Source organism: Aeromonas sp. FDAARGOS 1414 (assembly GCF_019047065.1).
GTDB lineage: Bacteria > Pseudomonadota > Gammaproteobacteria > Enterobacterales > Aeromonadaceae > Aeromonas > Aeromonas veronii_A.
Genome location: NZ_CP077210.1, coordinates 1,991,950 through 2,017,108 on the forward strand (window position 1 = coordinate 1,991,950; position 25,159 = coordinate 2,017,108).

24 protein-coding genes and 1 tRNA gene are annotated in these 25,159 nt (G+C 59.0%); 12 read left to right on the top strand and 13 right to left on the bottom strand.

Annotated features, from left to right (window positions below; translation table 11 throughout):
- The first annotated feature begins 168 nt into the window (after positions 1-168).
- The 5 genes from I6L44_RS08735 (at position 169) to I6L44_RS08745 (ending at position 2,964) form a co-directional block, all read left to right on the top strand.
- The gene (locus I6L44_RS08735; RefSeq protein WP_041209881.1) at positions 169-969 is read left to right on the top strand and encodes a transporter substrate-binding domain-containing protein; all 801 of its coding nucleotides are present in this window, start codon (positions 169-171) and stop codon (positions 967-969) included.
- A 96-nt stretch (positions 970-1,065) separates the two neighbouring features.
- The gene (locus tag I6L44_RS08740; protein WP_216954069.1) at positions 1,066-2,025 is read left to right on the top strand and encodes an amino acid ABC transporter permease; all 960 of its coding nucleotides are present in this window, start codon (positions 1,066-1,068) and stop codon (positions 2,023-2,025) included.
- Positions 2,009-2,131, top strand: a complete 123-nt coding sequence (locus tag I6L44_RS20570; protein WP_265328643.1) for a hypothetical protein — start codon at positions 2,009-2,011, stop codon at positions 2,129-2,131. The genes I6L44_RS08740 and I6L44_RS20570 overlap by 17 nt, the downstream gene beginning before the upstream one ends.
- Positions 2,115-2,237, top strand: coding sequence for a hypothetical protein (locus I6L44_RS20575; RefSeq protein ID WP_265177235.1), 123 nt, complete (start codon positions 2,115-2,117; stop codon positions 2,235-2,237). The genes I6L44_RS20570 and I6L44_RS20575 overlap by 17 nt, the downstream gene beginning before the upstream one ends.
- A complete protein-coding gene (locus tag I6L44_RS08745) occupies positions 2,221-2,964 on the top strand; it encodes an amino acid ABC transporter ATP-binding protein (protein ID WP_254204279.1) in 744 nt (247 codons plus the stop codon). The genes I6L44_RS20575 and I6L44_RS08745 overlap by 17 nt, the downstream gene beginning before the upstream one ends.
- A gap of 130 nt (positions 2,965-3,094) precedes the next feature.
- On the opposite strand, the gene I6L44_RS08750 is transcribed toward I6L44_RS08745, so the two are convergent.
- Positions 3,095-3,886 (bottom strand): ABC transporter substrate-binding protein, encoded by a 792-nt coding sequence (locus I6L44_RS08750; RefSeq protein ID WP_216954071.1) that lies wholly within the window; start codon positions 3,884-3,886, stop codon positions 3,095-3,097.
- Positions 3,887-4,054: 168 nt separating this feature from the next.
- Between I6L44_RS08750 and I6L44_RS08755 the strand changes: the two genes are divergently transcribed.
- Entirely contained in the window at positions 4,055-4,894 is an 840-nt protein-coding gene (locus I6L44_RS08755; protein WP_216954072.1) for a sterol desaturase family protein, read from the top strand.
- Between the two features lie 83 nt (positions 4,895-4,977).
- Here I6L44_RS08755 and I6L44_RS08760 read toward each other — a convergent pair whose 3' ends face one another.
- From I6L44_RS08760 to tadA, 9 genes are all read right to left on the bottom strand, one after another.
- Positions 4,978-6,393 carry a basic amino acid/polyamine antiporter gene (locus I6L44_RS08760; protein WP_216954074.1) on the bottom strand — a complete coding sequence of 472 codons (1,416 nt, stop codon included), beginning with the start codon at positions 6,391-6,393 and terminating at the stop codon, positions 4,978-4,980.
- Positions 6,394-6,402: 9 nt separating this feature from the next.
- Complete coding sequence (locus I6L44_RS08765; RefSeq protein ID WP_216954076.1) at positions 6,403-7,305, bottom strand: homocysteine S-methyltransferase family protein; 903 nt, start codon at positions 7,303-7,305, stop codon at positions 6,403-6,405.
- 293 nt (positions 7,306-7,598) lie between these two features.
- Positions 7,599-8,141, bottom strand: coding sequence for a hypothetical protein (locus I6L44_RS08770; protein WP_069555291.1), 543 nt, complete (start codon positions 8,139-8,141; stop codon positions 7,599-7,601).
- Positions 8,142-8,160: 19 nt separating this feature from the next.
- Positions 8,161-9,480, bottom strand: coding sequence for a hemolysin family protein (locus I6L44_RS08775; RefSeq protein WP_216954078.1), 1,320 nt, complete (start codon positions 9,478-9,480; stop codon positions 8,161-8,163).
- Between the two features lie 190 nt (positions 9,481-9,670).
- Complete coding sequence (phoU, locus tag I6L44_RS08780; protein ID WP_005334097.1) at positions 9,671-10,381, bottom strand: phosphate signaling complex protein PhoU; 711 nt, start codon at positions 10,379-10,381, stop codon at positions 9,671-9,673.
- Between the two features lie 107 nt (positions 10,382-10,488).
- The gene (gene pstB, locus I6L44_RS08785) at positions 10,489-11,307 is read right to left on the bottom strand and encodes a phosphate ABC transporter ATP-binding protein PstB (RefSeq protein ID WP_216954080.1); all 819 of its coding nucleotides are present in this window, start codon (positions 11,305-11,307) and stop codon (positions 10,489-10,491) included.
- 110 nt (positions 11,308-11,417) lie between these two features.
- Entirely contained in the window at positions 11,418-13,067 is a 1,650-nt protein-coding gene (pstA, locus tag I6L44_RS08790) for a phosphate ABC transporter permease PstA (RefSeq protein ID WP_042012620.1), read from the bottom strand.
- Positions 13,068-13,099: 32 nt separating this feature from the next.
- Positions 13,100-15,337, bottom strand: a complete 2,238-nt coding sequence (locus I6L44_RS08795) for an ABC transporter permease subunit (protein ID WP_216954083.1) — start codon at positions 15,335-15,337, stop codon at positions 13,100-13,102.
- Positions 15,338-15,541: 204 nt separating this feature from the next.
- Positions 15,542-16,093 carry a tRNA adenosine(34) deaminase TadA gene (gene tadA, locus I6L44_RS08800; RefSeq protein WP_216954085.1) on the bottom strand — a complete coding sequence of 184 codons (552 nt, stop codon included), beginning with the start codon at positions 16,091-16,093 and terminating at the stop codon, positions 15,542-15,544.
- A gap of 255 nt (positions 16,094-16,348) precedes the next feature.
- Between tadA and I6L44_RS08805 the strand changes: the two genes are divergently transcribed.
- From I6L44_RS08805 to aceA, 4 genes are all read left to right on the top strand, one after another.
- Positions 16,349-16,425 (top strand) — tRNA-Pro (locus I6L44_RS08805).
- A 223-nt stretch (positions 16,426-16,648) separates the two neighbouring features.
- A complete protein-coding gene (locus I6L44_RS08810) occupies positions 16,649-16,789 on the top strand; it encodes a hypothetical protein (protein ID WP_216954087.1) in 141 nt (46 codons plus the stop codon).
- A 688-nt stretch (positions 16,790-17,477) separates the two neighbouring features.
- Complete coding sequence (aceB, locus tag I6L44_RS08815) at positions 17,478-19,085, top strand: malate synthase A (protein WP_216954089.1); 1,608 nt, start codon at positions 17,478-17,480, stop codon at positions 19,083-19,085.
- Positions 19,086-19,158: 73 nt separating this feature from the next.
- Positions 19,159-20,472, top strand: a complete 1,314-nt coding sequence (aceA, locus tag I6L44_RS08820) for an isocitrate lyase (RefSeq protein WP_005344572.1) — start codon at positions 19,159-19,161, stop codon at positions 20,470-20,472.
- Between the two features lie 105 nt (positions 20,473-20,577).
- Here aceA and hda read toward each other — a convergent pair whose 3' ends face one another.
- The 3 genes from hda to upp all read right to left on the bottom strand — a co-directional run bounded on the left by hda (position 20,578) and on the right by upp (position 23,178).
- Positions 20,578-21,279: a DnaA inactivator Hda gene (gene hda / locus I6L44_RS08825; protein ID WP_013723920.1), complete on the bottom strand. Its 702-nt coding sequence runs from the start codon at positions 21,277-21,279 to the stop codon at positions 20,578-20,580.
- Between the two features lie 102 nt (positions 21,280-21,381).
- Entirely contained in the window at positions 21,382-22,401 is a 1,020-nt protein-coding gene (locus I6L44_RS08830) for a DUF2066 domain-containing protein (RefSeq protein ID WP_216954091.1), read from the bottom strand.
- Positions 22,402-22,551: 150 nt separating this feature from the next.
- Complete coding sequence (gene upp, locus I6L44_RS08835) at positions 22,552-23,178, bottom strand: uracil phosphoribosyltransferase (protein WP_005334115.1); 627 nt, start codon at positions 23,176-23,178, stop codon at positions 22,552-22,554.
- 176 nt (positions 23,179-23,354) lie between these two features.
- Between upp and purM the strand changes: the two genes are divergently transcribed.
- Both purM and purN read left to right on the top strand, forming a co-directional pair.
- Positions 23,355-24,392 (top strand): phosphoribosylformylglycinamidine cyclo-ligase, encoded by a 1,038-nt coding sequence (gene purM / locus I6L44_RS08840; protein ID WP_042080181.1) that lies wholly within the window; start codon positions 23,355-23,357, stop codon positions 24,390-24,392.
- Entirely contained in the window at positions 24,389-25,027 is a 639-nt protein-coding gene (gene purN, locus I6L44_RS08845; protein WP_216954093.1) for a phosphoribosylglycinamide formyltransferase, read from the top strand. The genes purM and purN overlap by 4 nt, the downstream gene beginning before the upstream one ends.
- The last annotated feature ends 132 nt before the right edge of the window (positions 25,028-25,159 follow it).

Below are 25,159 nucleotides of genomic sequence, written 5' to 3' on the forward strand. Positions count from 1 at the left end.
GGTACATTTTTCGCTCAATTTCGATTCATAGCATCCCATATGGGGCTTTCCCCCGACCCAAGACATTCATCCTGTCTTGCCTGTTGCCGGATGCAGCAGTCTCTTGTGCCACGGAGTCGCACGGGATCAGGTTCAAGGCCGAACACAACATCGACAGAGACGTCACCCATGATCAAAAAACTGATTCTTTCTACCCTGCTCTTCTGCGGGCTGGCGACCGCCGCCCCCGCCACTACCCCCACCTCAACCCTGGATGCCGTGCTGGAGCGCGGTGTGCTGCGGGTTGGCTTCGATGCTGGCTATCAACCTTTCGAGATGACCAACAAACAGGGCCAGTACATCGGCTTTGACGTCGATCTCGCCAAGATGGTCGCCAAGGAGATGGGCGTGAAGGTCGAGTTCGTCAATACCGCGTGGGACGGCATCATTCCCGCGCTCCTGACCAACAAGTTCGACGTCATCATGGGCGGCATGACCGTCACTCCCCAGCGCAACCTGCGGGTCAACTTTGCCGATCCCTACATCGTGGTCGGCCAGACCATCGTTGTGCGCAAGGACAAGGCTGCCGAGATCAAATCCTTCACCGACCTCAACGATCCGAAATACAAGATTGCGGTCAAGCTCGGCACCACCGGCGAGCAGGCGGTCAAGCGCCTCATCCCGAAAGCCACCCTGCTGCAGTTTGAAACCCAGGATGACGCCAAGCTGGAGGTGATCAACGGCAAGGTCGATGCCTTCGTCTACGACCTGCCCTACAACGCCATCTTCGCCTCCCAGAACAAGGGCGCCGTGGTACACCTCGACAAGCCGTTCACCTTCGAGCCGCTGGCCTGGGCCATCCGCAAAGGAGATCAGGACACCCTCAACTGGTTCAACAACTACCTGCGCCAAATCAAGGGCGACGGCAGCTACGACCGCCTCTACAAGAAGTGGTTCGAATCCAACGCCTGGCTGAGTCAGCTCAAATAACCTCAAAAGGGGGCGCCTTGCCGCCCCCTCTCGCAACACCCCACACAATAACGAGAAGAGGTTGTGACTGTGCACACACCCAAACCGACAAGACAGATGGAAAAACAGCCCAATCAGCTGCTCTGGCATGGGGTTTTCCTGCTGATGCTGCTGGTGGCCGTGTTCGGCATCTACAAGGCGGTGCAATCCGTTGACTACACCTGGCGCTGGGAACGCATTCCCCAGTACATCGCCTATCAGGCCGAGCAGAAGAATTACGCCGAGTTTGACGGCACCGTTGTGGCTGGCACCACGGCCGCAGAGAAAGGCAAACTGTTCCTGCAAAACGATCTCGACCCCAACCAGCGCCAGCCCATCGCGACCAGCGGTGTGCAGGTCAGCGAAGGGGATACCGTCTTTCGTGGCGATGCCCTCGATATCCAGCTGAGCTGGACCGCCGGCCCCATCGCCTGGGGCGTCTGGGTCACCATCAAGCTCTCGCTGGTGGCAGGCATCTTCGCCATTTTGCTCGGCACCCTGGCCGGGCTGGCCCGACTCTCCCCCAACCCGGCCCTGCGCAATCTGGCCGTCACCTATGTGGAGCTCATTCGCGGCACCCCGCTGCTGGTGCAGATCTTCATCGTCTACTTCTTTATCGGCACAGTGCTGAACCTCGATCGCTTCACTGCCGGGGTCGCGGCACTGGCCGTCTTTACCGGCGCCTATGTGGCGGAGATCGTGCGCGCCGGCATCAGCTCCATTCACAAGGGGCAGATGGAGGCGGGTCGCAGTCTGGGCCTCACCTCGGCCCAGACCATGCGCTACGTCATCCTGCCGCAGGCGTTCAAGCGGGTACTGCCGCCGCTGGCGGGTCAGTTCATCAACCTGATCAAGGACTCCTCGCTGGTGTCGGTCATCTCCATCACCGATCTGACCAAGGCCGGTCGCGAGGTAGTCAGCTCCACCTTCAGTCCGTTCGAGGTATGGTTTACCGTCGCCTTGCTCTATCTGGTGCTGACCGGCACCCTCTCTTTCTTGGTACGCCGTCTCGAGGTGAAATATGCACGCAGCAACTGATCCCATCATCAAGGTGCCACAGGCATCGAGAAGTGCAGCCATCACCGCCCCCCTCTTCGCCTTCCCGGTTCGTTTTCTGGAGGTGAAATATGCACGCAGTAACTGATCCCATCATCAAGGTGCAACGGGCGTCGAGAAGTGCAGCCATCACCGGCACCCCCTTCGCCTTCCCGGTTCGTTTTCTGGAGGCGAAATATGCGCGCAGCAACTGATCCCATCATCAAAGCGACCGGTGTCGAGAAGTTTTACGGCAGCGAAGTGCATGCCCTGAAAAATGTCAGCACCGAGGTCGCCGAAGGGGAAGTGGTGGTGATCGTCGGCCCCAGTGGCTCGGGCAAGTCCACCTTCCTGCGCACCCTCAACCAGCTGGAGACCATCAACGACGGCAACATAGTAGTCGACGGCATCAGCCTGACCGAGCCGGGCGATGTCAACAAGCTGCGGGAAGAGGTGGGCATGGTGTTCCAGTCCTTCAACCTCTTTCCCCACCTGACGGTGCTGGATAATATCTGCCTCGCTCCGCAGAAGGTGCGTGGCCTGTCGCGCCGTGAGGCCGAAGACAGAGCCAAGGCGCTGCTGCTGAAAGTGGGGCTGTCGGTGAAAGCAGCCAGCTATCCCTCCCAACTCTCCGGTGGTCAGCAACAGCGGGTAGCCATTGCCCGGGCGCTCGCCATGCAGCCGCGCATCATGCTGTTTGACGAGCCCACCAGTGCGCTGGACCCCGAAATGGTGGGGGAAGTGCTGGATGTGATGAAGGGGCTGGCCCGCGAAGGGATGACCATGGTGGTGGTGACCCACGAGATGGGCTTTGCCCGGGAAGTGGCGGATCGGGTGCTCTTTATGGAGAGCGGTGAACTGCTGGTGGATGAGAAGCCAACGGAGTTTTTCGACAATCCCCCCTCCCCGCGCCTGCGCCAGTTCCTGAGTCAGGTGCTGTAAACGCAGACCCACAGCCAGTTAAAATGGCCAGTAAAAAAGTGAGAGGAACCATGGTTCCTCTCACTTTTTCTTTGCGGATCGGATGAAACAACACCCACTCGCTGCTGAAGCCGCTCCCGCGGTTACCGGCTCAGCGCGGGGACTTTCCCAGATAGCGCTCGACGATGGGCTTGATCCCGTCGCGCTTTTTGAGCTGATAGAGCCCCTTGTCAAACTGCTCGATAAAGCTCCCCTTGTAGGGAAAATTCCCTTTACGACTGTAACCGAGAAAACCCTGCTCCCGACTGAGCACGGGCCCCTGTTTGAGTAGCGAGATATCGGTCACCGCCAGCTGCTCCCCCTTGATCATGGCGAGCAGTTCATAGAGCAGAGAGAGGCGATCGTTGATGGTGCAATCCACCCGCCCCCGCACAATCTTGAGCAGGTTCTCCCGGTTGCTCTTCACCTCCTCCACATCGATTTTCTTCTCCTTCACCGCCTGCCAGAAGGCATCGCCGCCGACCGAAAAACCGGCGTTCATGCCAAAACGCAAACCTTGATAGTCGAGCGGAAACCTGGCCTGCGGGGTATTGGCCGCCACACTGGCGCCGCACATCACCACCAGCTCTTCATCCAGCATCGGCTGGGAGTAGGGCCACATCCAGGGGCGACTGTCGGGCTGGTAGTAAGGCGGAAAGATGGCGAAGGCGCTGCCCTGCTCCACCATGCTCAGACCGCGCCGCCACGGCATCGGCTTGAGCACCACCTCATAACCACTCATGGGGGTGGTCACCTCGCGGATAATATCGGCATAGATCCCCCTGACCTCCTCCCCCTCCTGCCAGGAGTAGGGGGGATAGTTGGCATCGGCCAAAATTTCAACACGGGTTTTGGCGTGCGCCATCATGCACAACCCCAGCAACAAGCAACACCAGACGCGCATAAGCCAGCACCTCCTGAAAAAGCCTGGATCAAGCATAGCCATCCGCCGCACCTTCCTCTGCTGGCGCGCCATATTTCATGCCATCTCTTCGTTGGCAGAAAAATGTTAATGAAATATTAAAACCATCCTTTATGCTGGAGAGCAATTGCTCTGAATGGATGGCCACATATGGATGTGCAACTGCTTCTGCTCTACCTCTCCCCGGTTTTTCTGGCCTTTATCGGCTGGGAGATGCTCTACCTGCGCAAACATGGCGCGGCCTTTCCCACCGCCACCTACCAGTGGCGGGATCTGTTCGCCAACGCCGCCCTGGCCCTGATGCATCAGGGTGGCGATGCGCTGGCGGCCATCGCCATTGCTTATCTGTATGACACCCTCTGGGGCTGGCGACTGTTCGATATCGAGCTGAATCTCTGGAGTGTGCTACTGCTGTTCCTGTTGCAGGATCTCTGTTACTGGCTGTTCCACTTCACCAGCCACCATGTTCGCTGGCTGTGGGCCTCCCACGTGGTGCACCACAGCTCGGAGCGGCTCAACCTCTCCACCGCTTTTCGCCAGAGCCTGATGTACCCGATCTCCGGCATGTGGCTGTTCTGGATCCCGATGATTGTCATCGGCTTCCCGCCTGAGGCGGTGGTCGCCACCGTGCTGCTCAGCCTGGGTTTTCAGTTTTTCGTCCACACTCAGGTGGTGGGCAAACTCGGCTGGCTTGAGTGGGTCTTCAACACCCCCTCCCACCACAGGGTGCATCACGCCAGCAACGCCAAGTACATAGACCGCAACTTCGCCGGGATGCTGATCATCTGGGATAGGCTGTTCGGCACCTTTGTCGAGGAGGATCCTGCCGAGCCATGCCGCTTCGGCATCACCAAGCCGATCCACAGCTTTAACCCCCTCACCCTCACCTTCCACGAGTGGCGCGACATGCTGCGCGACGCCCGTGGCCTACCCTGGCGACAAAAACTCGCGGTGCTGTTTGGCAAACCGGCCGGACCTGCCAGCCGCTGAGCCTTCGTCCCGGATAGCAAGTCCCTGATAACAAGAGAGCGCCACGGTGGCGCTCTCTTTTATGGTCAGTCACATCTTCGATATCAGAGATGGGCGAACGACCAGACGGCGGGGATCAGGCTCAGCAAGGTCACTCCGGCCAATAGCCGCTCGCGGCCACTCAGGCAAAGATCTGTGCCCAGCTGACGGCGGCTGTAGAGAAACAGCAGCAGACCCGGCCCGTAGAGCAACAACGACAGCAGCAGATACTCCACCCCGGCGGCATAGAGCAGCCAGAAGCCGTAACCGCTCGCCACCAGCGCCACCGCCCGCATCAGACCGCGGCCCTGCCCGCTCTCCCCCTTTCTGCTGAACGAGAGCTTGAGCAGAAACAGGCCGATCAGCAGGTAGGGCACCAAAATCATCGAGGTAGAGATAAGCAGCAGGCTGGTGTAGCCCTTGCCGAGCAGCCACACCAGCAGCAGGCAAGTCTGCACCGTCAGGCTGGTGAGCCAGAGCGAGGCGATAGGCGTCCCATTGCGGTTCTGGCGCCGGAAGATGGCGGGAAACGCACCGTGGCGGGCTGCGCTGAACGGCACCTCGGCCGAGAAGAGGGTCCAGCTCACGTAGGAGGCAAGCACCGAGACGATAAGGCCGACGCTGATGAGCAGCTTGCCCCAGGAGCCGGTCATCTGGGCCATCAGCCCTGCCATGGAGGGGTTGGGCAGCGCTGCGAGCTCGGGCCGACTCAATATTCCGAGCGCCAGCACCGAGATAAGCACATAGAGCAGCAGCGCCAATAGCACCCCAAGCACGGTGGCCGTGCCCACATCCCGCCGGTTTCTGGCGCGGGCCGACAACACCGCCGCCCCCTCGATGCCGGTAAAGACCCAGAGAGTGATCAGCATGGTGTTGCGTACCTGCTCGGAGACCGGCACAGCCAGGGTGCTGCCCTGCTGATCCGCCGCGAAGGTAACAGGGTCGAACCAGTAGCAAGCAAACAGAATAAACAGCAGCAGTGGCAGGCTCTTGGCCAGGGTCGCCACCAGATTGAACAGCGCCGCCTGCTGCACACCACGGGCCACCAGCAGATGCACCGCCCAGAGGATGCAGGACTCGCCGACAAACGCCGCCAGAGTGTTGCCGTCACCAAACCAGATCTGCTCCGGGGTATCGACAAAGCTGCCCAGCGCCGCAAAGGCGATCACCAGATAACCCACCACGCCGATGGTGGCGCAGAGCCAGTAGCCCCAGGCGGAGAAAAAGCCCACCAGATCGCCAAAACCGGCGCGGGCGTAGCTGTAGATGCCGCCGTCGAGATCCGGCCTTAACCGCGACAGATAGAGAAAACTCATGGCGAGCGCAAGGATGCCCACCCCCGTCACACCCCAGCCGATCAGTACAGCGCGCGCTCCCGCCACCTCGGCCATGTTCTGGGGCAGGCTAAAAATTCCCGCCCCCACCATGGAGCTGAACACCAGCGCGGTGAGTGACCAGAGCCCAATCTTGCTCTCTTTCATGGAAGCTCCTTAGCGCAACCGGCGGCTCAGCGCCTGAATATGCTCGGGGCCGATACCGCAGCAACCGCCGATCAAGTTCGCCCCGGCTGCGCGCCAGCGCTCAGCCCAGCCAAGGTAATCCAGCGGCCCCAGATCGGCACGGATCTCGTCCAGTCCGTCGTTGGCGGTGGCCTCTTTGGGCTGCGGCGGGAAGGCGTTGGCATAGGCACCGAGCCGGATGTCGATGCGACCCAGCGCCTGCAATCGGGCGCGAGCAACCTCGAGGGCCCCCTCGATCACCTCGGGCTGACAGCAGTTGAACAGGATGGCATCGACTCCAGCCGCCACCAGCGAGGTCACCGCATCGGCCACCCGTTCGCCGGAACGTAGTCGCGGCTCGTTGCTCGGCGCCTCATCTTCCAGCGTGAAGGAGACCCAGAACGGCTTGCCATCGTCAGGCAACAGCGCTTTCAGGGCCAGTGGCTCGGCAATCAGGCTCATGGTCTCGGCCAGCCAGATATCCACATGAGGGGATAGCGCCCGGATAAGCGGCGTGGCCAGCTCGTTCACCCGGTCCGCCTTGAACAGGTCGGCACGATAGGAGCCAAAGAGCGGCGGCAGAGAGCCCGCCACCTGCACGGCACCCTTCTGCTCGTCAGCCACTTCGCGGGCCAGTTGACCAGCAAGCGCTGCCAGCCCCTCCCCTTCGGCAAAGAAACGCTCATCGCCGATATGAAACGGCACCAGCGCATAGCTGTTGGTGGTTATGACCCTGGCCCCGCTCGCCACATAGGCCTGATGCACATCACGCACCGTCTCTGGCGCCTCCATCAAGGCCAGCGCCGACCACTCTGGTTGACGAAACGGTGCCCCCCGCCGTGCCAACTCGCGCCCCATGCCCCCATCCAGCACCCACAATTCCCTGGTTTCCATCTGTCGTGTCTCTTTGTTATGTGCGTTGTTTATTTGCGTATTTATCTGTTTGTTTTGTTGATCTGCGGTTTCGCATCGAATCGCTGCAGATCGTCCTGCTTCATCCTGGGAAGCCCTTTTATTATGCAGCCATAAAAACATATAGATGTTTAGATGGCCAAAACAAGATAAAACAAAGTGCCACGGGCGGCAATCAGTATCAGCAGAAATCAGCGTGCAAACGGCGAGGCAAACGCAGAAATGCAAGAGGCCACCCGAAGGTGGCCTCATCACAATCTTGATCCGCTGGCGACTTAACGCCCGGCCAGCACTCGCTTAATCTGTTTGACCCAGTCGGAGACCCGACCCTGCTGCGGCAAACCGCGCCAGATCTGCTCCCACTGGGCAGGGCTGAGCGGACGACCGAGGCGACGCTGTACGCCTGCATAGAGGTAGTCATGGGCCGTGGTGGCCGCATGCTCGGAGGTGAGGAATTTGGAGACCGGATCGGTCAACCGCACATCCCGCATGCCGAGCAGCGGATAGTCGTTGTGCACCGCCGCCAGCATGGTCTCGCGCATAGCCGACTCGATGTAGCCACGGGCAAACAGGGCGGTCACCGACTCCAGCGACCCCTGATCCGGGCCATGGTACTGCTCATCAAAGACCGGGCTCGGCTCGGCCATGCCGCTTTGCACCACCGCATCGGGATCCGGCTGCGGCACGACCACCGCGGGCTTGGGGGCAACCGGCTTGGCTGCCACTGTGGCTTTGCGCGGCGCGCTCTGGCTACAGGCACCCAGTGCCAGGGCGAGCGCGACACAGGCCAGCGCACGGGAATGAGACTGCATCTTCATGACTTTTATGTCGCTCCTTTTACGATTCCTGAGCTGGCTTCTCGGCCACCACCGGCTCGACCCGGGTAACCAGCAGCTGATCGATCTTGTAACTGTCGATATCCACCACTTCGAACTTGTAACCGGCGTATTTGACCGAGTCAGTGCGCTTGGGGATCTTGCGCAGCATATACATGATGAAACCGGCGATGGTCTCGTAGTTCTGATCGTCCGGAAACTCTTCTATATCGAAGGCGCGCATCACGTCGGAGATGGGGGTGACCCCGTCCACCAGCCAGGAGTTCTCGTCGCGCTGGACGATCTGCTCTTCCACCACGTGGGTCGCCCACTCGCCCATGACGGTGCTCATCAGGTCGTTCATGGTGACGATCCCCACCACCAGCGCGTACTCGTTCATCACCACGGCAAAGTCGCCACGATGATTTTTGAAGTACTCCATCGCCTCATAGAGGTTCAGGGTATCGGGAATGATGATGACGTTTTGTACCAGCGAGCCGCTGTTGAGATCGATGCTCTGGCCGCTGATGACGCGGATCAGCAGCTCCTTGGCATCGACAAAGCCCTTGATGCTGTCGAGGTTGTGGTCACAGACCAGAAACTTGTTGTGGGGGTGTTCGGCGATCTTCGCCTTGATGTCCTCTTCATCCTCTTGCAGGGTGAAGTAGATGAGGCTCTCTCGAGCCGTCATGGCGGAGGTGACGCAGAGTGACTGCAGTTCGAACACGTTCTCGATGAGTTGATGCTCCTCGCGCTGGATAACTCCAGCCTCGGCACCGGCATCCATTACCGCATAGATATCATCGGAGGTGATCTCGTCGTTGCGCTCTGTAGAAATGCGCATCAGGCGAAACAGGGTATTGGCCAGACCATTGAAAATCCATACCAGCGGCATCAGCAGGGTGACGAAGAAGAGCATGGGGCGCACCACCACCACGGCAATCTGCTCGGGCATGATCATGGCCAGACGCTTGGGCATCAGATCGGCGATCAGGATAAACATACCGGTGACGAACACGAAGGACGCACCAGAGCTGATCTCGCCAAGCCAGGGTCCCTGGTAGAACTGGGAGACAATCCCCTTGATGGCGGGGTTGAGGGCAGACTCACCCAGGATACCGCCCAGAATGGCGACGGTATTGAGGCCAATCTGCACCACGGTGAAAAAGTTGCCCGGCTGGGCCTGCAGGGCCAGCACCTTTTCGGCCTGGCGATTACCTTCATCCGCCATCACCTGCAATTTGATTTTGCGAGACGCGGCGAGAGAGATCTCGGAGAGGGAGAAGAACACACTGCCGCCAACCAGCAGCATTAAAAAGAACAAACTATCGGCAAAACTCATGATTAACCTATTGCTACACCCGCCTTAGCACAAGACGGCAAACTGGGCCCGGGAGACCGGACCGTGAGCCCATCCGGGACTCACACAGGGGGAGTATTCTATCAGAAAACAGCCAGTTGGGGGCTTTATCTTACTCCGACCAGTTATGCAACAAAAAAGGCGCTTCACGCGCCTTTTTATTCACTTCCGGTTAGCCCTTGCCCAGCAAGGTGCCCAGATCGTCCGCCTTGGTGTGGCGTACATCCTTGCCTTTCACGTAGTAGACGATGTACTCGCAGATGTGCTGGCAGCGATCGCCGACCCGCTCGATGGCACGTGCCGCCCACAGGACGTTGAGCACCTGGGGGATGGTGCGGGGATCTTCCATCATATAGGTCATCAGCTCGCGGATGATGGACTCGTACTCGCGGTCTACCTTGTCATCTTCCTTGTAGACCGCCAGCGCCGCATCCAGATCCATGCGGGCGAAAGCGTCGAGCACATCGTGCAGCATCTTGATGGTACGACGGCCCATGTTCTCCAGCGACACCAGCGGCGGCTGCGGCTTGTTGGCGTTGTCGGTCAGCATGCGGGCGATCTTGTCGGCCACGTCGCCAATGCGCTCCAGATCGGTGATGGTCTTGATGATGGCCATCACCAGTCGCAGGTCGGAGGCGGTCGGCTGACGCTTGGCGATGATGCGGGTGCACTCCTCGTCGATCGCCACTTCCATCGCGTTGACCTTGTGGTCGTTGGCCACGATCTTGCGCGCCGCATCGAGATCCTGATCGTGGATCGCCGCAATGGCGTCGGTGAGCTGCTGCTCTACCAGACCGCCCATCACCAGCACCTGATTGCGCACGCTCTCTAGCTCGGCATTGAATTGACCGGAGATGTGTTTATTGAGGTTCATATTGTCCATACAAATAATCCTTGATGCTCCGAGTATGCCTTAGCCGTTGAACTGACCGGTAATCTGTTTATTGATGCTCATCATGTTCATATCCATAACCCTTGTTCAACCACGCCTTAGCCATAGCGACCTGTGATGTAATCCTCGGTCTTCTTCTTGGCCGGTGTAGTGAAGATGGTGTTGGTATCCGAGTACTCGATAAGCTCGCCCATGTACATGAAGGCGGTCTGATCCGACACCCGCGCGGCCTGTTGCATGTTGTGGGTCACAATCACCACGGTGAACTGGCTCTTGAGCTCGTTGATCAACTCCTCGATGGTGAGGGTGGAGATGGGGTCGAGCGCCGAGGTCGGTTCATCGAGCAGCAACACTTCCGGCTCGATGGCGATGGCGCGGGCGATCACCAGACGCTGCTGCTGACCCCCGGAGAGACCGAAGGCGTTGTCGTGCAGACGATCCTTCACCTCGTCCCACAGGGCCGCACCGCGCAGGGAGCGCTCGGCGGCCTCATCCAGAGTGCGGCGATCGTTGATCCCCTGCAGGCGCAGACCATAGACCACGTTCTCGTAAATAGACTTGGGGAACGGGTTCGGGCGCTGGAACACCATGCCCACCTGACGGCGCAGGGCGGAGACATCCACGCTCTTGTCATAGATGTTGTGGCCGTGCAGCAGGATCTCCCCGTCGATGCGGCAGATCTCCACCAGATCGTTCATCCGGTTGATGCAGCGCAGCAGGGTCGATTTGCCACAGCCTGACGGGCCGATAAAGGCGGTCACCTGCCCTTTGGGGATCTTCATGTTGACGTTGAACAACGCCTGCTTGCTGCCGTAGTACAGGTTGAGATCCTTCACCTCCAGCGCGGTCTGCTCCGGGCTCAGGTTAAGCAGGTCCAGCGCGGTGTGCTGGGTAGACGTGGTCGTTACGTTGATCATCTGTTACCTCAAAATCTGTCGGTGGCGGCGGGCAATCTCATCGCCCGCGGCCGGAACGCTTGGCTGGCAGGGAACCCTGTCCCCTGCCCGTCTCTGTGGTGGCTGGCCTATCAATGTTCCAGCGAGCGGAATTTCTCGCGCAAGTGGTTACGAATACCGATAGCGGTCAGGTTCAGACCCACGATCACCGTCACCAGCAGGAAGGAGGTGGCATAGACCAGCGGGCGGGCCGCCTCGACGTTGGGGCTCTGGAAGCCGACGTCATAGATGTGGAAGCCCAGGTGCATGAACTTGCGCTCCACATGCAGATACGGGAAGTTGCCATCCATCGGCAGGGTCGGTGCCAGTTTCACCACCCCCACCAGCATCAGTGGCGCCACTTCACCGGCTGCACGGGCAATCGCCAGAATAAGGCCGGTCATGATGGCCGGGCTCGCCATCGGCAGCACGATGCGCCACAGGGTCTCGGCCTGGGTGGCGCCCAGTGCCAACGAGCCCTGACGGATGGTGCTCGGGATCCGCGCCAGCCCCTCTTCGGTGGAGACGATCACCACCGGCAGGGTCAGGATGGCCAGGGTCAGCGCCGACCAGATCACGCCAGGTGAACCAAAGGTCGGGCTCGGCAGCGCTTCCGGGTAGAACAGCTGATCCAGCGAGCCACCGAGCGTGTAGACGAAGAAGCCCAGACCAAACACGCCGTAGACGATGGAGGGCACGCCCGCCAGATTGATCACCGCGATGCGGATGATCTTGGTCAGGCTGTTCTTGCCTGCGTACTCGTGCAGGTAGACCGCCGCCACCACGCCGAGCGGGGTCACGATGATCGCCATCAGGAACACCATGAAGACGGTGCCGAAGATGGCCGGGAAGACGCCGCCCTCGGTGTTCGCCTCACGGGGATCGTCGGATACAAACTTGCCGATCTGGTGGAACCAGTGACCCACCTTGGCCAGCAGGCTCATGTCGTTGGGCCATACCACATCCAGTACCCTGGACATGGGCATGGTCACCAGCTCGCCACGCATATCCTTGACGGTGATGCTGTCCCGGTCAGCCTGACTGCGCAGTGAGAAGAGCTCTTTTTCCAGCACCTGATAACGATCGTTAAGGGCCTGACGTTCACGCTCCAGCTGAGCTTTCAGCTGATCGGTCAGCTTCTCTTCCAGCTCGGCCTTGCGCTCTTTCAGGCGCAGCCGCTCCAGCTGATAGTTGATGCTGCCGATGTCCCCTTTTTGCAGATCGTTGGCCTGTTCGGAGAGGGCATTGGCTCTCGCCAGCACCCGCTGCAGGGCAGGATGCAGATCCGAAGTCAGCTCGCGGCCATCCTCTTTTACCCCGACGATATAACCGTAGAAGTTACCGTTGGTGGCACGCTCAACCATGGCCAGCTCGGCTGGCTGGCTCTGGGACTTGATGTCCGTCTCCAGTACCCAGCGAAAATCGAGGTCGACGAACTCACGGTTGCCGGTCTTGACCAGATAGCGGGTCAGCAGCTCGCGCTCTTCCCCCTCCAGCGGCAGACCTGCGGCGCGCAGTCGCTCCACCGGCACCAGCTCGCGATCGTTGATCTCGCCGATCAGCACGCTCTTGTTGCCGCTGGCGTCCTCCAGCTGCCACTCATAGATGGGGTGCGGCCAGAAGTAGACCAGACCACGCCATCCGATCAGCAGCAGCAGACCCAGTACCGCCACCAGACTCAGGCTGACGGCTCCGCCGGTCATCCAGATCCAGGGGGCCCCTGATTTAAACCACTTACCCATTGTCGATTCCTTGTCCATTACAGAGCCGCCCCTCACATCGAGCTGTATTTTTCACGCAACCGCTGACGGACAAACTCGGCCAGGGTGTTGAACATAAAGGTGAACACAAACAGGACGAAGGCCGCGAGGAACAATACCCGATAGTGGGAGCTGCCCACTTCCGACTCCGGCATCTCCACCGCAATGTTGGCGGCCAGAGTACGCAGCCCCTGGAACATGGAGAAGTCCATGATGGGGGTGTTGCCGGTAGCCATCAGTACGATCATGGTTTCGCCCACGGCACGGCCAAGGCCCATCATCACCGCCGAGAAGATGCCCGGGCTGGCAGTGAGGATCACCACCCGGCTCAGGGTCTGCCACGGGGTAGCCCCCAACGCCAGCGAGCCCTGGGTCAGGTGCTTGGGCACCGAGAAGACCGCATCTTCGGCGATGGAGAAGATGGTGGGGATGACCGCAAAGCCCATGGCGATACCGACCACCAGCGAATTGCGCTGGTCAAACTTGATACCCATTTCGTGGGTCAGCCAGATGCGCGAATCACCGTGCATAAAGGCATTCTCGATGAGCGGGCTCAGGGCGAAGGCCCCCCAGCCAATCAGCAGCAGCACTGGAATAAGCAGGATGGCGTGCCATCCCTCCGGCAGCCAGGACTTGCCTCGCTCCGGCAGATAGTTCCAGATAAGCGCAGTCAGCAGCATCCCCATCGGCAGCAGCACCAGCAGCAGGATCACCCCGGGCAGCGCCCCCTCTATGATGGGTGCCAGCCACAGACCCGCCAGGAAACCCAGGATAACGGTCGGCAGCGCCGCCATGATCTCGACCGTCGGCTTGACGTATTTGCGCAGCCCCGCCGACATGAAGTAGGCGGTATAGATGGCACCGGCCACGCCGAGCGGCACCGCAAACACCATGGCGTAGAAAGATGCCTTCAGAGTACCGAATACCAGTGGCACCAGGCTCAGCTTGGCTTCAAAGTCGTTGCTGGCGGAGGTGGATTGCCACACATACTGGGGCTCCGGATACCCTTCATACCATACCTTTTGCCACAGGGCCGACCAGGTCACCTCGGGGTGATCGTTCTCCACCGAGAAAAGCTTGAAGGTCTCCCCTTGCTGCATCAGCAACAGGTTGTGACGGGGGGAGATGGCCAGGGCAGAGAGTTCACCCCCTTCCACCGTCTCGGTCAGCAGCTTGGTCTCGCCAGTGGCGTGGAAGAAGCTGATGATGCCGTCCTTGTCGGCACTGATGAAGGCTTTGCGATAGTGCTCGGGGGTCAGAAGATCCACCGCGCCATCGCCCTTGAAGTCACGGATCTGGGTGAACTGGCGTTTGCCATCTTTTGCCACTTCAAACCACTGGGAGATGATGCCGTTGTCGTTGCCCACCAGCAGGGAGGAGGCACCGGAGAGCAGCTCGACCCGGGTCACGTTGGCATCTGGCGCATTGATCTCCAGCACATTGCGCACGGATATATTGCTCAGGTCATGAATGTCATAGACAGAGAGACGATTGCCTTCCCGCACAAAGAGGATCCGCAGATTGGGGGTCAAAAGCATCTGATCCACATGGCGCGGCAGGGACGGAATGGTGTAGTTCTCACTGCTCCACTCAATCTCGCCGGAGAGGAAGTTCTCCTCACCGCTCATCACCATCAGTACGCCACGACCATCTTCGGTCACGGCGGCGGTCGCCATCTTGTCCTTGGTGGCCTCAAATACCATGGCACGCAGCGCTTTGCCCTGCGGATCGACCACTACCGGCTCCTCGCCAAAGGGATATTGCAGACTGGGTTCGATCACCCGCACATCGTTGGGATAGGAGACCTTGAACGCAGGCTGGACGACCTGCGCCTTGCCATCGGCGAAACCGTAGGCGATCAGCTTCTGACCAGGGGACGGTGGCGCCACCGCAGTGACATCACCGGTGACCTCAGCATGACCAAGGGATTGCCCGACCTTGATCTTGTCATCTCCCTGCACCGCGAAGAAGTTGACCAGTCCTTTATCGCTGAAGCGATAGCCGATCTCGTTCTGCTCTTCCACGCCGAGCCAGGCGGTCTTCCCTGCGGCAGGCAGGGTAAATGAGGCAGTTGGCTCCATGGAGGCGCCATTGAAGATGGGTTTCACCACATAGAGCAGATAAAAGAAGATAAGCAGCAGCGCCACCAGTACCAGGGCTCCGCCTGTGGTGACGCCATATTTGGCCAATTTATCCTTGATCCGGCGTTTTCTACTGCCCGCCATGACCAGGTTTAACGATTCCGATGACATGCAAGACCTCAATGTAAGCTAGGCTTGGCGGCATTATATGGCGGTTGCATGACAGTTTTGTTACATCGAGAGCGCTTTAACCGAGGTTGCTAGTGGAAAAATGGGCGGGGGTCCTTTCGAGGGAAAGTGAACACAATATATTGTTTATAAAGAGATATTTGTGAGAATAATCAGCAAGGGCAGCCTGTGCTGCCCCCAAATCATTCAGGAAAGGGCATCGTTTGATTGTTGCAGCGCCAGTTTGACCGCCTTTTTCTCGGCGCGGCGACGCTTGAAGAAGGCCGACAACTGGGTCGAGCAGGCATCGGCCAGCACACCGCCGGTCAGCTCGACACTGTGGTTGTGGCGCGGGTCCTGCAAGATCTCGAACACCGACCCCGCAGCACCGGTCTTGAGATCACGTGCGCCGTAAACCACCCGCTTGACCCGGCTATGGATCAGCGCACCGGCACACATGCAGCAGGGTTCCAGCGTCACATAAAGTGTGGTGTCGAGCAGGCGGTAGTTCGCAAGCTGCTGGCCCGCTGCCCGAATTGCCATCACCTCGGCATGGGCACAGGCATCGTGTTCGCTGATGGAGCGGTTCCACCCCTCGCCCACCACCTGACCATCCAGCACCAGAACGGCACCGACCGGGATCTCGCCAATCCCTTCGGCCCGGGCGGCCAATGCCATAGCATGGCGCATCCACTGTTCATCCTGCGCGGTCTGACTCGGAGCCTGACCCAGTGTTTCTGGGACCTCTGATGGTTTCACGCCCATCCCCTCTTTATATTGTTCAATTGTGCTTTTTACATTCCAGCTATCCATACCTGTCAGATGATTCCATAGATAGCAGGCATGATAGCTAGCGGTGACAGGGCAGCGATTATGCCAAATCTGCACGTCAGACCCAAGCCGCATCCCGACTGAGCAATAAAGAAGCAATCGGCATCTCTATGATAAAAAAGGAGTTGCACCCGTTTGGCCATGCTATTAGACTTCCTCCCCGTCAGCCGAGTCTGACTCCGTCGGTGTGTAGCGCAGCCAGGTAGCGCATCTGCATGGGGTGTAGAGGGTCGGAGGTTCGAATCCTCTCACACCGACCATTTTCCCCGAGAATAGCCCAGTCAAACGACTGGGCTATTTTTTTGCTTCCGATTTATCCTTCTGACGATGCCAGCCCACCAAGAACAAAAAACACCCAGAACCACTTGAATCTTTTTGCCGAACTCATTAAGATGCGCAACTTTCCGCCGGTAGACAACACAGGGAGGTGGAAACACGAGTGAAGGGATCACTGTCCGGCTTGCGTGCAACACAGGACCAGGCATGAACCAGAACACCAATTTCGCACCCGCTATTGCGCTTTATTCCGTTCCTCACGATACCCCTTGCCATACCGAAAACGAAGATGAACAGGTCATCCAGCTGGATGTAATCGATCTTGCCGAACCGGATGATGACTATTGAGCCCGGCCAGATGGCCGCTCAATCACCGGCGCATCGCCTGTTCAACGCACTCCGTTTCATACCCTTGGCGAGAAATCTGCAAAAAACGACAAACTGCTAATTTTATCAAGGATGGCAGTATTATTGACTGATGTATCTCCCCCTTCCCTCCCCGGCATTCCCCCCGACAACTGATACAAACCTACGTTATTGCGCTTCACTTTCCATCGTTGCAACCGCTGGTGCCAACAGAGCCCGCATCACCATACCAAGTTTAAAACGCACGTTCACCAATCAGGTATAGCAATAGCAAAATGTTCATTGCCATATTCAAACGCACTTTATACGGCTGTTTTGGCAAAGCCTGGAGTTAGGTCGGGATTTGTTTTTGCATTTGTAATTTTATTACGTAATAAGCTACAAAACGAGGGGCAGGGTAACGGCCCAAATTAGCCGTTGTCCGATGGGAAAAAGCAGGAGCATAACCATCTGCGTAGAGCTTTTATACCAATCCAATAAAGCAATAAAAAACATCAACTTAACCATATCGAAAAAACGGGCGTTTAAAAAAAACTGTTGACGTACTCAACAATATTTCGCACCTTATCAATCGTGTTACCCCGTTGTTGCGGGAACGTTTCAGGAACAGGGATTCGACTTTAGTCGTAGTTAATAAGTTCAAAATGTAATTCTCAAAGGAGTGAACCTTATGTCGGCACCGGCTCAGACCCACTGCAGCGCCCGCCTTCGCATCCAGGGCGAGATGCTACCCGAATACGCGCAAATTCTGACGCCGGACGCGGTGGCTCTGGTCTCCGAACTGGTGGAACGTTTTGCTCCCCAAAGAGGGGAATTGCTGAAACAACGTGTGGCACGCCAGGCCCGTATCGATGGCGGCGAGCTGCCGGACTTCCTGCCGGAAACCGCCCACATCCGTGAAGGTGACTGGACCATTCGCGGTATTCCCACCGACCTGCAAGACCGCCGTGTGGAGATCACCGGCCCGGTCGAGCGCAAGATGGTGATCAACGCCCTCAACGCCAACGTCAAGGTGTTCATGGCGGATTTCGAGGATTCACTGGCTCCCGCCTGGAATAAGGTGATCGAGGGCCAAATCAACCTGCGAGATGCGGTCAACGGCACCATCTCTTACACCAGTCCGGAAGGAAAGGCCTACACCCTGACCCACAATCCGGCGGTGCTCATCTGCCGGGTGCGCGGTCTGCACCTGCCGGAAAAACATGTCACCTTCGATGGCGAGCCGATCCCCGGTGGCCTGTTCGATTTTGCTCTCTACTTCCTGCACAACTATCAGGCGCTGCTGGCCAAAGGCTCGGGCCCCTACTTCTACGTGCCCAAGTTGCAGAGCCATCTGGAAGGGCGCTGGTGGAGCGAAGTGTTCGCCTGGACCGAGGACAAGTTCGGTCTGCCCCGTGGCACCATCAAGGCCACCGTGCTGATTGAAACCCTGCCAGCCGTATTCGAGATGGATGAGCTGCTCTATCAGATGAAGGATCACATCGTTGCGCTGAACTGCGGCCGCTGGGACTACATCTTCAGCTATATCAAAACCTTGAAGAACCATCCGGATCGGGTACTGCCTGATCGTCAGGTGGTGACCATGGACAAGCCGTTCCTCTCCGCCTACTCGCGGCTGCTGATCAAGACCTGTCACAAGCGGTGTGCGCTGGCGATGGGTGGCATGGCCGCCTTTATTCCGGCCAAGGACGCTGCCGCCAACGAGCAGGTCTTCGCCAAGGTCAAGGCCGACAAGGAGCGCGAAGCCAACAACGGCCACGACGGTACCTGGGTCGCCCACCCTGGCCTCGCTGATACCGCCATGGCGGTGTTCAACGCCACCATTAAGGCTGGCGCCAAGAACCAGATCGGCGTGCTGCGCGAGCAGGATGCCCCCATCACTGCCGCCGACCTGCTGGCACCCTGTGAGGGCGAGCGCACCGAAGCTGGCATGCGTACAAATATCCGGGTTGCCCTGCAATATCTGGAGGCCTGGATCAACGGCAACGGCTGCGTGCCCATCTACGGTCTGATGGAAGATGCCGCCACCGCCGAGATCTCCCGCACCTCCATCTGGCAGTGGATCCGCCACGGCAAGAGCCTGTCGAACGGCAAGGTGGTGACCAAGGAGCTGTTCCGCCAGATGCTGGCCGAGGAGCTGGAGGTGGTCAAAGCCGAGGTGGGCGCCGCGCGCTGGCAGGCAGGACGCTTTGCCGAGGCAAGCGAACTGATGGAAGAGATCACCTGCGCCGATACCCTGATCGATTTTCTGACGCTGCCCGGTTACGAGCGGCTCTGAATCACGGGCCCCGGGCGGGGCTCGCCAATAACAAGTCAATGGAAACGTGAAATCAATGAAAGAGGGAACTGATATGGCACTGACCCGTGAGCAACAGATCCAGGCTATCGAGAAAGACTGGGCGGAAAACCCCCGCTGGAAAGGGATCAAGCGCGGCTACAGCGCCGAAGATGTGGTGAACCTGCGCGGCAGCTTGCAGCCGGTGCACACCCTGGCTCAGCGCGGTGCCGACAAGCTGTGGGGCCTGATCCACGGCGACGCCAAGAAAGGCTACGTCAACTGCCTCGGCGCCCTGACCGGCGGTCAGGCGGTGCAGCAGGCCAAGGCGGGGATCGAGGCGATCTACCTCTCCGGCTGGCAGGTGGCGGCGGACAACAACTTGTCCTCCACCATGTATCCGGATCAGTCCCTCTACCCGGCTAACTCGGTGCCATCCGTGGTGGAGCGCATCAACAACTCCTTCGCCCGTGCCGACCAGATCCAGTGGGCCAACAAGGTTGGGCCGCAGGATGAGGGCTTTATCGACTACTTCTTGCCGATCGTGGCGGATGCGGAAGCCGGTTTCGGTGGCGTGCTGAACGCCTTCGAACTGATGAAGGGAATGATTGAAGCGGGCGCCGCTGGCGTGCACTTCGAAGATCAGCTCGCGTCCGTCAAGAAGTGCGGTCATATGGGCGGCAAGGTGCTGGTACCGACTCAGGAAGCGGTGCAGAAGCTGGTTGCCGCCCGTCTGGCAGCCGATGTATGTGGCACCACCACCCTGGTGATCGCCCGTACCGACGCCAACGCCGCTGACCTGTTGACCACCGACGCCGACCCGTACGATGCAGACTTCCTGACTGGTGAGCGCACTGCTGAAGGATTCTACAAGGTGCGTGCCGGTATCGATCAGGCCATCGCTCGCGGTCTGGCTTACGCCCCCTACGCCGACATGGTGTGGTGTGAAACCGCCAAGCCGGATCTGGACGAAGCGCGTAAATTTGCCGAAGCAATCAAGGCCAAGTTCCCGGATCGCATCCTGGCCTACAACTGCTCCCCGAGCTTCAACTGGAAGAAAAATCTGGACGATGCCACCATCGCCCGCTTCCAGCAGGAGCTCTCCGACATGGGCTACAAGTATCAGTTCATCACCCTCGCGGGTATCCACAACATGTGGTTCCACATGTACGAACTGGCCTACCAGTACGCCCGTGGCGAAGGGATGAAGCACTACGTCGAGATGGTGCAGGAGCCGGAATTTGCTGCCGCCAGCCGTGGCTACACCTTCGTGGCCCACCAGCAGGAGGTCGGTACCGGTTACTTCGACAAGGTGACTACCGTGATTCAGGGTGGCCAATCCTCGGTGACCGCACTGACCGGCTCTACCGAAGAAGATCAGTTCCACTGATAGACAGAGCCCCTTGAGATAGCAAAACCCCGGCCTGATGTCGGGGTTTCTTTTTATCTGCCATTCAAACGAAAGTCAGGCCACAACCGCACACCGCAGAGAGGATCAGAGCTCGAGGATCTCTTTGACAAAGGGAATGGTGAGCTTGCGCTTGGCGCGAAATGAGGCGTTGTCGAGCTGATTGAGAGTGGTGAGCAGGGTTCGCATATCGCGGGAGAGTCGGTTGAGCAGGAAGCGGCCCACATCGATGGGCAATTTGAAGCCCCGCAGCTCGGCACGCAGCTGCAGGGCACTGAGCTTGCCTTCATCATCCAGCTCTTCGAGATGGAAACTGACACCCCAGTCGAGGCGCGAAGCGAGATCCGGCAGTTGCAGTCCCAGTTTACGCGGTGCGCTGCAGCCGGTGACCACCAGCGTCCCCTCGCCCTTCTCCTGCCAGCGGTTGTAGAAATCGAACAGCGCCCGCTCCCACACGGCATTGCCGGCGATCGCCTCGAGGCTGTCGAGACAGACCAGCGGCAGGCTTTCGAGGGCATCGAGCATGCTGGGATCGAGCTGTTCAAACTGATCGAGGGAGAGATAGGCCGCCGCCGCATCGCGGGCATTGACCTCGGCACAGGTGGCATGGAGCAGATGAGAGCGTCCGGATCCCTTGGCTCCCCAGAAATAGAGGAAAGGCGATCCCTGACCGATGGCCGCATTCTTGAGGGCGGTGATCAGATGAGCATTGTTGCCGGGATAAAAACTGACGAAGGTTTCATCATCCGGTAGTTGTACGGCTAAAGACAGTTGGGCCGGTTGCTTCACTCGTTGGGCTTTGACTGTGACATTTGTGGCTAAGTGTATCATCGCAAAGGCAGATAGAGAACCGCCCGGACAAGCCGGGCGGTCTACAAAAGCCTTATAAAATCAGGGCTGCGACCATTGGTAACGCAAACCGCTGCCATTATCGTCAACCTTGCGCAAACGACTCTCAAGTTGCAGCGCCCGTACCAGCTCGGCCTGATCCCCTTGCAGGGTAAAGTTGAAGGTGACCTGGTCCCCCTCCAGCTTGCCGATCGCCACCTTGCTGACGTTGGCCATCCCCTGCAGCATCTTCTGCACGGCGATCATGCTGTCCACTTCGGAGAGGCCATCTACCACCAGGGTCTGGCTGGTTGCCGGACCCGAGATACGGGCACCGTAGTTTTTCACCAGCCAGGCCGCTAGGGTATCAGCAAACCCTTGCGCCACTTCGGCCTGAGTGCCGGTGCTATTGCCACGGGTCAGCTCGGCCACTTCACCGGCCGCCTTGGGGCCGTAGAGTCCCCAATCGATGCTCCACTTGTCACCTTCTGGTGTCAGCTTGCCCAGCACCACCATCTCGGCGCCATAGCGCTGGCTTGCCTGCAAAATCGGGTCGGCAAAGCGTCCCCAGACGTCGGTGGCACTGACCGCCATGTTGTCATCGAGATCCATCAGCGGAATGCTGATGGGCAGCCCCAACGTCTGGGCCTGCTCGCGCAAGGCTTGCGCCCAACCATCGCTGGATTGATCCGCCAGCAGGCGACGCTCCCCCTGATCCACCACCAGCCAGATCGCCATCTGGGGACGCGCCGGGCCAAGCAGGGCAAACTGGCTCTCGGAGACCAGGCTGTTAACCTTGTCACTCTTGAACTCGGCTTTCAGATACTTGACGGAGTCCTGATCCTGATAACCATAGCTTTTGACATAGTCGCCCGGGGCCGCCAGCGCCTTGACCACCACAGGTTGGGTGAGGATGTCGCGTTTGCCGGTGACCTTGATCAGCACCTGACCCAGTGCCTGCCCTTGAGCGGCCACCATGTCGCCACTGGTCGGGGCCTTGCCCTGATAGAGGTCGGTCACCTGAGCGGCCGAGGCCATGAATGACAAGCCGCAGCAGAGGGCGATCACAACACGTTTGAACATGAACAGAGTCTCGAAATGGGAGAGTGTGCTTATGGTAGCGGCAAGGCGCATCCTGCGGCAAGGCTGGCACAAGCGGCCACAAACAGCAGAGCCGGCGATGCGCCGGCTCCGATCACCCCTTCCACATGGGAAGCGGGTCAAGGCATAAACTTATTTGGTACCGAAGATCTTGTCGCCTGCATCGCCCAGACCCGGCACGATGTAGCCTTTCTCGTTCAGCCCCTGGTCGACAGAAGCGCAGTAGAGCTCTACGTCAGGGTGAGCCGCTTCCAGCGCCTTGATCCCTTCCGGCGCGGCAACCAGTACCAGCACCTTGATGGATTGGCAGCCTTTCTTCTTCAGCAGATCGATGGTGGCGATCATGGAGCCGCCGGTGGCCAGCATCGGATCGATGACCAGCGCCAGACGCTCTTCGATGTTGCTGACGATCTTCTCGAAATAGGGAACCGGTTGCAGGGTCTCTTCATCGCGGTAGATACCGACCACGCTGACGCGGGCGCTCGGCATGTGCTCCAGCACGCCATCCATCATGCCAAGGCCAGCACGCAGGATGGGTACGACGGTTACCTTCTTGCCTTTGATCTGGTCAACTTCTACTGGCCCATTCCAGCCATCGATGATAACCTTCTCGGTTTCGAAGTCAGAGGTCGCTTCATAGGTCAACAAACTGCCCACTTCTTTGGCCAGTTCACGGAAACGCTTGGTGCTGATATCGCCTTCACGCATCAGACCGATCTTGTGTTTGACCAGGGGGTGTTTGACTTCAACGACTTTCATTATTATCTCCTCTAACCTGCCGCAAAAAAATCGCGGAATCATACAACAAAAGCCACCGCTTGTAGAGCATTTCCGCGCAAAAACGCGCAAACGATTTCCTTTCTGGTTTTTCACCGCCACTGTTAGAATACGCCCCGAATTTTACCCTCCACTTCTTTACATGACGGGGAATACTCGTGACTGACAAAACCTCACTGAGCTACAAGGATGCTGGCGTAGATATCGATGCCGGCAATGCACTGGTTGAACGTATCAAGGGCGTGTCAAAGCGCACTCGTCGTCCTGAAGTCCTTGGTGGTCTTGGCGGCTTTGGGGCCTTGTGTCAAATCCCTGCGGGCTACAAGGAGCCGGTACTGGTCTCCGGTACCGATGGTGTGGGCACCAAGCTGCGGCTGGCCATCGACCTGAAGAAGCACGACACCGTGGGCATCGATCTGGTGGCCATGTGCGTCAATGACCTGATCGTACAGGGCGCCGAGCCGCTGTTCTTCCTCGACTACTATGCAACCGGCAAGCTGGACGTGGACACCGCAGCCGCGGTGGTCACCGGGATCGGTGCCGGTTGCGAGCAATCAGGCTGTGCCCTGGTGGGCGGCGAGACCGCCGAGATGCCGGGTATGTATGAAGGGGAAGACTACGACATCGCCGGTTTCTGCGTCGGTGTGGTGGAGAAGAGCGAAATCATCGACGGCAGCAAGGTCGGTGAAGGGGATGCCCTGATCGCGCTGGCTGCCAGCGGCCCTCACTCCAACGGCTTCTCCCTGATCCGTAAAATTCTGGAAGTCTCCAAAGCCGACGTGCATCAGCCGCTGGGTGACCGCACCCTCGCAGATGCCTTGCTGGAGCCGACCCGCATCTATGTGAAACCTGTGCTCAAGCTCATCAAGGAGTGCGAGATCCACGCCCTCTCCCACATCACCGGCGGTGGCTTCTGGGAGAATATCCCCCGCGTATTGCCTGCCAATACTCAAGCGGTGATCGACGAGCAGAGCTGGCAGTGGCCGGCGGTGTTCAGCTGGCTGCAGCAGGCTGGCAACGTCACCCGTCACGAGATGTATCGCACCTTCAACTGCGGTGTCGGCATGATCATCGCCCTGCCCGCCAACCAGCTGGAGAAGGCGCTGACCCTGCTCAAGGCAGAAGGCGAGAACGCATGGCACATCGGTCATATCGCCAAGGCAGCAGACGGTGAGGAGCAGGTCGTCATCAAATGATGCGGATCCTCGTCCTAATCTCTGGCAGCGGCAGCAACCTGCAGGCGATCCTCGACCACTGCGCCAGCGGCAAGATTGCCGGTGAAGTGGCCGGCGTTATCAGCAACAAGGCCGATGCCTATGGTCTGGTTCGCGCCAAAGAAGCTGGCGTGGCGACCTCCATTCTGGCCCAGCAGCAGTTTGCCAGCCGGGAGGAGTATGACGCCGCCCTGCTGGCGCTGATGGCAGACTATAAGCCGGATCTGGTGGTGCTGGCCGGGTTTATGCGGATATTGAGCGGCGATCTGGTGCGCCATTTCGCCGGCAGGATGATCAATATCCACCCCTCCCTGCTGCCCAAGTATCAGGGCTTGCACACCCACCAGCGCGCCATAGATGCCGGTGACAGTGAACACGGCGCCAGTGTCCACTTCGTGACCGAAGAGCTGGATGGTGGCCCGGTTATCCTGCAGGCCCGCGTGCCCATCTTTGAAGGGGACACGGCGGACGAGGTAGCGGCACGGGTACAGGCGCAGGAGCACAGCATCTACCCGCTGGTGGTGCGCTGGTTCTGCGAAGGCAGGCTGCAGATGGTGGACGGCGCTGTGCAACTGGATGGCGCCCTGCTGGGCCCCGCGGGTTACGCCTGCGAGTAAACAGACGTCTTGTCGAAATGTGAAAAAGGAGGCCGATGGCCTCCTTTTTATTTCCTGAATTTTCCCACCACAGGCACAGGCTTAACCTGTTCACGACCTGCAGCGAGAAACCGTCAACAAGGTTACAAGCTG

Bases quoted from the DNA above. Each gene is read 5' to 3' on its own strand.
- I6L44_RS08755 (WP_216954072.1), top strand. From the start codon at position 4,055: ATGGATGTGCAACTGCTTCTGCTCTACCTCTCCCCGGTTTTTCTGGCC.
- I6L44_RS08750 (WP_216954071.1), bottom strand. From the start codon at position 3,886: ATGCGCGTCTGGTGTTGCTTGTTGCTGGGGTTGTGCATGATGGCGCAC.
- upp (WP_005334115.1), bottom strand. From the start codon at position 23,178: ATGAAAGTCGTTGAAGTCAAACACCCCCTGGTCAAACACAAGATCGGT.
- aceA (WP_005344572.1), top strand. From the start codon at position 19,159: ATGGCACTGACCCGTGAGCAACAGATCCAGGCTATCGAGAAAGACTGG.
- I6L44_RS08735 (WP_041209881.1), top strand. From the start codon at position 169: ATGATCAAAAAACTGATTCTTTCTACCCTGCTCTTCTGCGGGCTGGCG.
- aceB (WP_216954089.1), top strand. From the start codon at position 17,478: ATGTCGGCACCGGCTCAGACCCACTGCAGCGCCCGCCTTCGCATCCAG.
- I6L44_RS20570 (WP_265328643.1), top strand. From the start codon at position 2,009: ATGCACGCAGCAACTGATCCCATCATCAAGGTGCCACAGGCATCGAGA.
- phoU (WP_005334097.1), bottom strand. From the start codon at position 10,381: ATGGACAATATGAACCTCAATAAACACATCTCCGGTCAATTCAATGCC.
- pstB (WP_216954080.1), bottom strand. From the start codon at position 11,307: ATGATCAACGTAACGACCACGTCTACCCAGCACACCGCGCTGGACCTG.
- I6L44_RS08775 (WP_216954078.1), bottom strand. From the start codon at position 9,480: ATGAGTTTTGCCGATAGTTTGTTCTTTTTAATGCTGCTGGTTGGCGGC.
- I6L44_RS20575 (WP_265177235.1), top strand. From the start codon at position 2,115: ATGCACGCAGTAACTGATCCCATCATCAAGGTGCAACGGGCGTCGAGA.
- I6L44_RS08760 (WP_216954074.1), bottom strand. From the start codon at position 6,393: ATGAAAGAGAGCAAGATTGGGCTCTGGTCACTCACCGCGCTGGTGTTC.
- I6L44_RS08765 (WP_216954076.1), bottom strand. From the start codon at position 7,305: ATGGAAACCAGGGAATTGTGGGTGCTGGATGGGGGCATGGGGCGCGAG.
- I6L44_RS08830 (WP_216954091.1), bottom strand. From the start codon at position 22,401: ATGTTCAAACGTGTTGTGATCGCCCTCTGCTGCGGCTTGTCATTCATG.
- I6L44_RS08770 (WP_069555291.1), bottom strand. From the start codon at position 8,141: ATGAAGATGCAGTCTCATTCCCGTGCGCTGGCCTGTGTCGCGCTCGCC.
- I6L44_RS08795 (WP_216954083.1), bottom strand. From the start codon at position 15,337: ATGTCATCGGAATCGTTAAACCTGGTCATGGCGGGCAGTAGAAAACGC.
- I6L44_RS08740 (WP_216954069.1), top strand. From the start codon at position 1,066: ATGGAAAAACAGCCCAATCAGCTGCTCTGGCATGGGGTTTTCCTGCTG.
- purN (WP_216954093.1), top strand. From the start codon at position 24,389: ATGATGCGGATCCTCGTCCTAATCTCTGGCAGCGGCAGCAACCTGCAG.
- pstA (WP_042012620.1), bottom strand. From the start codon at position 13,067: ATGGGTAAGTGGTTTAAATCAGGGGCCCCCTGGATCTGGATGACCGGC.
- I6L44_RS08810 (WP_216954087.1), top strand. From the start codon at position 16,649: ATGAACCAGAACACCAATTTCGCACCCGCTATTGCGCTTTATTCCGTT.
- I6L44_RS08745 (WP_254204279.1), top strand. From the start codon at position 2,221: ATGCGCGCAGCAACTGATCCCATCATCAAAGCGACCGGTGTCGAGAAG.